We start from the raw sequence: 7,368 nt of genomic DNA, 5'->3' as shown, positions 1-7,368 counted from the left end.
GCCCGGGCCCGGAGGAGCGCGCCGACCAGCACCACGCCGGCGAGACCGATGCCGGCGTAGAGCGCTGCCCGCCCGAGCCCGTCGAGGAGTCCGTCGCCGTCGCCGCGCGAGCCGCCCGCGGCGCCGCCGCCCCGGTCGCCCTCCTCCTGTTCCTGCGCCGCCTCCTCGCGGGCGACCACGTCGTCCGGCCGCTGGTCGCCCTCCAGCTCGACCGGGGTGACCAGCGACCGCTCGCCCTCACTGCCGAACATCAGGGTGGTGCCGTCCGGGGTGAAGGTGACCGACTCGCCCTGCGGCTGGAGCGGCACGCGGACGAGACCGATCGACTCCGCCGCGCCGTCGTCCCAGCGGAACAGCTCGGCACCGAAGTAGCCGCGGAGCAGCAGCCGGGAGCCGTCGGGCGAGAAGGCGCCGTCGGTGACCCACAGGTCGGTGTCGAAGTGGCGCGAGAAGGTGTTGACGCCCTCGGTGGTGAGCTGCTCCGGCTGCCGGTAGACGGCGCCGGAGCCGTCCCGCTTCTTGCTGGCCAGGTGCACCAGCCCGCTCACCGGATCCACCATCAGCGCCTCGGCGTCCCGGGGCCCGTCCTCGTACTGCACGGTGTAGACGGTCGGGGTGAGCGCGGTGTCGGCGAGTTCGGCCGGCTCGGCGAACCGGTAGATCCAGACGTGCGGCCAGCCGCCGTCGAGGTTGTCCCCGATGTCGCCCACGTAGAGGTCGCCGTCCGGCCCGAGGTGGATCGCCTCCACGTCGCGGAACTCCACCCCCTGGAGCGTCACGGTGGCGACGGTCTCGCCGGTGGCGCTGTCGACGCCGTAGATCTCGGGGGCGTAGTCGCTGTCGTTGTGGGTCCAGTAGACGCCGGGGTGGCGGTGGCTGGCCTGCAACCCGCTGGACTCGCGGATACGGGGGTCCTCCAGGACGAACTCCTCGTGACCGCCGGGCTCTTGGGCGAGCGCCGCACCGCCCGGCCCGCCCGGCGCCGCCGGTCCTGCCACCACGAACGACGCGGCCAGCACGGCGGCAGGCGCACCACGCCGCGTCGCGCGGCCCCAACGGATCCAGGTCACAGCCATGGGTTCAGCCTGCCACCCGCCGCGGCGGGGCGACCCGGCGGCCGCGCTCGCGGCGCGGCGACGCCGGGCCGGCACGGCCGCCCCCGGGCCGGTCGTCACCGCGCGGGCACATGGCAGTTTTCCGCCGCGCGGTAATTCGGGCAATTGCATGCAACCGCGAATGTAACGCAACAGCACCTGCACACGTCCGCCGCATCCCAGGAGGTGACGTGCACCACTCCTGAAACTAATGCATGGAGAAGGTGTCCGGTGGAAAGAGAAGAGCTGGTTCCATGCTCCTCGCAGCCGTTCGTGGTGCTAGGCTCATGCCGCTCGCACGGCGGGCCGAGGACGGGGGAACAAAGCCGGTCACCCCGAGGAGCTTGTTTATGCCGTCAGCAGGGCCGATCACGGTCGACCCTCCACTCAGCGCCGCACCGCGCCGTCTCGCGTGCCGACCCCGCGGGGTCGCCGCGCTTCCGCCCGTGCCCGGGCGCCCGGCGGGCGCCGCCGACGGCAGCCCCGGTCGACCTGGTCGACCCGGTCGTCCCTCGGCGCCGTAGCAGCGCCCCCGCGCCCCCACCAGACGGGAATCCTCCTAGAGAGCCTCCATGACTGCGTACATAGACGATCCAGTGTTCTGGGCGCTGGTCGCGGGTATTGCCGCGGCCGTGGCCCTGGCGATATCCAGCCATCGTAGAACGCGGCGCGCAAAGCAGGAGAAAGAACTCCTGTCGGAGCGCAACGACATTCTGGAACAGCGTTTCGCAGAATCCGTGGAAGAGGCGCGCTCCCGCGCCGAACACGGCACGAAAACTGCCCTGAAAACGGCGATGAGAACCCTCCAGGGCCTCGCCAACGAACAGCAGATCGCCATTTCCGGTCTCCAGCGCAAATACGGCGACCAGCGCATCCTCCAGGACCTCCTGGACATCGACCACATGAACTCGCAGTTCGGTCGCCGCGCGCAGTCCATCGCGGTGCTCTGCGAGGGATGGCTCGGTCGGCACCGCTCGGTCGCCTCCGTGTACGACGTGGTGCGCAGCGCCAAGGGGCGCGTGCGGCACTTCACCCGCGTCGAGATCCACTCGCAGGCGTCGTTCGCCGTGATCAGCCAGGCGGTCGAGCCCGTCGCGCTCGCCCTCGCCGAGCTGCTCGACAACGCGACCAGCTACTCCGCCCCCGAGACCACCATCGACATCAACATCCGCGCCGTACCCAAGGGCGTCTGCATCGTCATCGACGACGCCGGCGTGGGCATGAACGAGGAGGAGAAGACCCGGGCCGCGGAGCTGCTCAACAACCCGGTCTCCGGCGTGACCGGCCTGGGCAACCCGCCGCAGTTCGGCTTCGCCGTCATGGGCGTCCTCGCCGCGCGTTACGGCTTCACCGTCTCCGTCGACACCGCTTCGCCCTACGGCGGCGTCCGCGCCGTGGTGCTGCTGCCGCAGGAGTTGCTCACCTCCATGCCCGAACCCCAGCCCGTGGGCCCCGCGGCCGTCGCACAGACCGCCCCCGCGCCCGCACCGCTGCCAGGAGGGGCCGTGCCGGACCCGCTGGCGCCCTCTGCTGCCGCGCACATGCCGCGGGCAGTTCCGCACTCCGGCCCCCGTCCCGTTCCCGACCCCCCGGGCGCCGTACCGGCCGCGCGGAACGACGCGGGGCACGACGCCGGGTACGGCGAGGAGCGGCGCGAGCCCCGCGCGACGACACGCGGCGGGCTCCCGAAGCGGCGGCGCCGCACCCCGATGACGATCGTCGGGCAGAACGGGCAGGACCACGAGGCACCGGCGCACCGCTCCAACGAGGAGACCGCCTCCATCATGGGGGCCTTCCAGCGGGGTACACGGACGGGTCGCACGGCCGAAACAGACCCAGAAGGGCGTGAATTCAGGTGAACAACGATCTTTCGTGGATGCTGGACCGGGCACTGGAGGTCCCCGAGGCCCGCCACGCGCTGCTGGTCTCCGCGGACGGCCTGCTCATGGCCCGCTCGCGGGAGGTGGGCCGCGACGACGCCGACACGGTCGCCGCCGCGATGAGCGGCATGCAGTCGCTCAGCCGGACGCTCTCCGGCTTCTCCGGTGGCGACGACATGAAGTGGCGTCAGACACTGGTCGAATTCGACGGCGGCTGGGTCTTCCTCATATCCGCCGGTGCCGGCGCCTATCTGGCCGTCTCCGCGTCCCTGGACGTCGACATGGCCGACATCACCTTCCGGATGCAGCAGTTGGTCGGGCAGCTCGGAAAGGCCATGACCAGCCCGCCGCGCCAGAGCTCCGGAATTCCCTCATGACCACGGACGGCACGGGACACGAATCCGTGGACCTGGTGCGTCCATATGTGATCACTAATGGCCAAGAACTGCCCAAGGGTGATGAGTTCGAGCTCGTCACCCTCGTCACGGCCGCCGACGGCGGCGCCCGCCGCGCCCAACTCGACCCGGAGCGGCGGGCGCTGGTCGAGCTGTGCTGCGGCGGCTACCTCTCGGTCGCCGAGATCGCCGGCCACATCGGCCTGCCCATCGGGGTCATCCGGGTCCTCCTCTCCGACCTGGCCGGCAACGGCCAGATCGTGACGCGGAACCCGGTCCCCACGGCGCAGCTCACCGACATCCAGGTTCTGCAGGAGGTGCTGGATGGACTCCAGACTCGTTTCGGATGACCACACCTACCTCTCGGAACAGGTGCGGATCGCCGCCAAGATCCTCGTCGTGGGCCACTTCGCCGTGGGGAAGACGACGTTCATCGGGACGCTGTCGGAGATCCCTCCGCTGCGGACCGAGGAGACGATGACGCGGGCCGGGGCCCACATCGACGACCTCCGCGGCGTCCAGGGCAAGACCACCACCACGGTCGCCATGGACTTCGGCCGCCTCACCCTCAGCGACACGCTCGTGCTGTACCTGTTCGGCACCCCCGGGCAGCAGCGGTTCGTGCAGGTGTGGGAGGACATGGCACGCGGCGCGCTCGGCGCGCTGCTGCTGGTCGACCCGCAGCGGCTGGAGGAGTCCTTCCCGGTCATGGACCTCGTCGAGAGCTACGGCATCCCCTACGCGGTGGGCGTCAACTACTTCGACGAGTCCGAGCGGCGGCCCGACGACGAACTGCGGGAGGCGCTGGACCTGTTGCCGGACACCCCCGTGGTGGCCTGCGACGCGCGCGACGAGGCGTCCTCGGCCGGTGCCCTCATCACCCTCGTCAAGTACCTCCAGACACGCACCAGCTAGGAGCCTGCACCATGGACCGGCACACCGATCACACCTCAGCACCACCTCCGGGATGCCCGGCCCACCAGCCGGCGCACCAGGGGGAGGGGGTGCCCGTGCCGCTGTACGGACCGGACTTCGCCGCCGACCCGCACGGCTTCTACGAGGAGCTGCGCCGGTACGGCCCGGCCGCCCCGATCGAGGTCGCGCCCGGGGTGAGCGCCAAGCTCGTCACGGACTACGCCGCGGCGCTGCGGGTGCTCCAGAGCCCCAAGGAGTACGGCAAGGACTCCCGGCGCTGGCGCGCCCTCAACGAGGGCCGGGTCCCCATGGACAGCCCGGCGATCCCGATGATGGCCCACCGCCCGAACAGCCTCTTCTCCGACGGCGCGGAGCACCTGAGGCTGCGGCAGGCCATCACGGACAGCCTCTCCCGGATCGACGCCCTGCTCCTCACCCGGCACGTGGAGCGCGTCTCCACCTACCTGGTCGAGCAGTTCGGCGAGCGCGGCGAGGCCGACCTGCTCAACGAGTACGCCAAGCTGACCTCGCTGCTGGTCTTCAACGAACTCTTCGGCTGCCCCGCGGAGATCGGCGACCAGCTGGTCACCGGCATGTCGGGGATCTTCGACGGGGTGGACCCGGAGCGGTCCAACCAGGACATCCTGGAGAGCGTCTCGGCGCTCGTCGCGCACAAGCGGCGCCACCCCGGCGCCGACGTGACCTCCTGGCTGATGGCCCACCCCGCGGGGCTCACCGACGAGGAGATGATCCACCAGCTGGTGCTGCTGGGCGGCGCGGGCTCCGAGCCGACGCGCAACCTCATCGGCAACGGCCTGCTGCTGATCCTCTCCGACGAGCGGTACTACGGCGGGATGCACGGAGCGGGCCTGCTGGTGGAGGACGCGCTCGACGAGGTCATGTGGAACGACCCGCCGCTGGCCAACTACGGGGTGCACTACCCGCTGTACGACACCGAACTCGACGGGGTGCCGCTCGCCGCGGGCGAGCCGGTCGTCATCAGCTTCGCCGCCGCCAACACCGACCCAGCGCTCTCCGCCATGCGGCAGCGGCTCAGCAAGCGCGCCCACCTGGCGTGGAGCGCCGGACCCCACGCCTGCCCGGCGAAGGACCCGGCGCAGTTGATCTCGGTGACGGCGATCGAGAAGCTGATGAACCAGCTCCCGGACGTGGAACTCGCCGTCCCGGTGGAGTCCCTGGCCTGGCGGCCGGGCATCTACCACCGCGCACTGGCGACCCTCCCCGCCCGGTTCACCCCGCTGCCGCCGACCCGGCGGCCCGCGCCGGACCCCGTGCAGCAGCCGGGCGAGGGCCAGGGGCGGCACGCCGGCCGCCGCGGCGGCTGGTGGAGCGGGTTCCTCAACTGGTGGCGCTAGACAGTGCGGTCCGGGTCCGCGCGGCGCGCGGCTGAGGTGCAGGGGCGGAACGCCGTGGTCCGGCGTTCCGCCCCCGACCCCACCGCGCGGCCCGCCCGTGCCCGGCCCGCGCCCCTGGACGACCAGACCCTCCGGGTGACCGGACCGACAGTCCCGGCCGAACCACGCGTGGTCGCGGTGTCCGGCTTCGTCAGGTGCCTCCGGCACATGACAGCCGGGTGGGCGGAGTGGCCGCTCCGCAGGAGGTCCCCCTCCACCGCTCCCACGACCGACAACCGATCAGAAGCGCGACGACCGCCCGCCGGTCCCCGCAACCCGGGGGCCGGCGGTGCTCCGTCGCCACCGGCACCATCGGAGTTGGAGGAATCCCCCGTGGCACCCGCCGCGCCGACAACAGCCGTCGGCACCCGCACCGTCGTCTCCCACCTCTCACGCCTGCGCTCCCCCAAGGGCCAGGCCGACCCGTTGCCCCACTACCGGGACCTGCGCGAGCTGGGCCCGGTGCTGCCGACCCCCTGGGGCGGGCATCTGGTGACCCGCCACGCCCTGGTCGACTCCGTGCTGCGCAGCCGCAAGTGGCGCACGACGGACTCCGCGTGGAAGGAGCGGCAGGACAGCGACCGCTGGAACGGCTTCGCACAGCAGGAGCTCAGCCGCACCCTCCAGGGGCTGAACTCCCCGCACCACACGCGCCACCGCCGCTCGATAGGCAACGTCTTCGACCGGGCGACGCTCGCGGGCCTCCACGCGGTCGTCGCCGGCACCGTCGACGGGCTGCTCGACACCCTCCAGGACCGCGTGGCGGAGGAGGGCGACGCCGACTTCGGCTCCCTCGTCGGCGACCAGCTCCCCATCGAGGTCATCGGCAGCTGGCTCGACCTGCCGCGCGCGGACTACCCGAAGCTGCTCTGGCTGACCCACGAACACGTGGTCTGCCAGGAGTTGCTGCCCACCGCCACCGCCCTGGCCGGCGCCGACCGTGCCGCCGAGGGGCTCCGCGACTACTTCACCGAGGTCATCCGCGACCGCCGCGCCCACCCCCGCGACGACGTCATCTCCGGGTGGCTCCGCACCTGGGACGCCATGGAGGAGGACCGCGAGCAGGCCGACGCCGCCGTCTTCTACCTGCTGATGTTCCTGTTCGTCGCCTCCGTGGAGACCACGGCCACGCTGATGCCGACCATGGTCCACCTGCTGGACCGGCACCGCGACCAGTGGCGGGCCGTCGTCGCCGACCCGGACCTCGCGCCCGCGGCCGTGGAGGAGGTGCTGCGCTACGACCCGCCGATCCACATGGCCGGCCGGGTCGCCGCCCGCGACACCGAGTTGGGCGGGGTCCTGATCCCGAAGGACGCCATGGTCCACCTGATGATCGGCTCCGCCAACCACGACCCGGACCACCACCGCGACCCCGCCACCTTCGACATCCACCGCACCGGCGAGCGCATCAGTCTGCACCTGGCATTCGGCGGCGGTGCGCACTTCTGCGTCGGCGCCGCGCTCGCCCGGCAGGAGGCGACCCTGCTGCTGCGGGGGCTGGCGGAGCGGTTCCCGGGGCTCCACGTCACCGCACCCCCGCAGTACGCGCAGCGCGTCGCCTTCCGGCGGCTCACCGGCATGCGCGTCAGCACCGGCTGACCCCGCGCGGCGCGCGCTCCGGTGCGTCGCCGCCGGAGCGGGCCGCCCCGCCCGGGGACGGCCCGGCGCC

Annotated in this window: 7 protein-coding genes; 6 read left to right on the top strand and 1 reads right to left on the bottom strand. The window is 72.1% G+C overall.

The genetic code is table 11. The features are described 5' to 3' along the window. The coding region (locus tag HCN56_RS21810) for a TolB-like translocation protein (protein WP_209313034.1) at positions 1–1,076 on the bottom strand (1,076 nt) is incomplete at its 3' end. A 590-nt stretch (positions 1,077–1,666) separates the two neighbouring features. On the opposite strand from HCN56_RS21810, the gene HCN56_RS21805 reads away from it, so the two are divergent. The 6 genes from HCN56_RS21805 (at position 1,667) to HCN56_RS21780 (ending at position 7,298) form a co-directional block, all read left to right on the top strand. Beyond that, positions 1,667–2,953, top strand: a complete 1,287-nt coding sequence (locus HCN56_RS21805; RefSeq protein ID WP_245246870.1) for an ATP-binding protein — start codon at positions 1,667–1,669, stop codon at positions 2,951–2,953. Beyond that, positions 2,950–3,351 (top strand): roadblock/LC7 domain-containing protein, encoded by a 402-nt coding sequence (locus HCN56_RS21800; RefSeq protein WP_167973734.1) that lies wholly within the window; start codon positions 2,950–2,952, stop codon positions 3,349–3,351. Before HCN56_RS21805 ends, HCN56_RS21800 begins: the two co-directional genes overlap by 4 nt. Next, entirely contained in the window at positions 3,348–3,719 is a 372-nt protein-coding gene (locus HCN56_RS21795) for a DUF742 domain-containing protein (RefSeq protein ID WP_167973732.1), read from the top strand. The genes HCN56_RS21800 and HCN56_RS21795 overlap by 4 nt, the downstream gene beginning before the upstream one ends. After that, on the top strand, positions 3,694–4,284 hold the full coding sequence (locus HCN56_RS21790; RefSeq protein WP_167973730.1) for a GTP-binding protein: 591 nt from the start codon (positions 3,694–3,696) through the stop codon (positions 4,282–4,284). Before HCN56_RS21795 ends, HCN56_RS21790 begins: the two co-directional genes overlap by 26 nt. Before the next feature lie 11 nt (positions 4,285–4,295). Further along, positions 4,296–5,660: a cytochrome P450 family protein gene (locus tag HCN56_RS21785; RefSeq protein ID WP_167973728.1), complete on the top strand. Its 1,365-nt coding sequence runs from the start codon at positions 4,296–4,298 to the stop codon at positions 5,658–5,660. A gap of 372 nt (positions 5,661–6,032) precedes the next feature. Then, entirely contained in the window at positions 6,033–7,298 is a 1,266-nt protein-coding gene (locus HCN56_RS21780; RefSeq protein WP_312871358.1) for a cytochrome P450, read from the top strand. Positions 7,299–7,368 lie beyond the last annotated feature (70 nt).

Origin of the sequence: Streptomyces lonarensis, assembly GCF_012033735.1 — a bacterium.
Lineage (GTDB): Bacteria > Actinomycetota > Actinomycetes > Streptomycetales > Streptomycetaceae > Streptomyces > Streptomyces lonarensis.
Note: the sequence above shows the minus strand (reverse complement) of the source record. Positions and strands in the feature narration are given on the sequence as shown.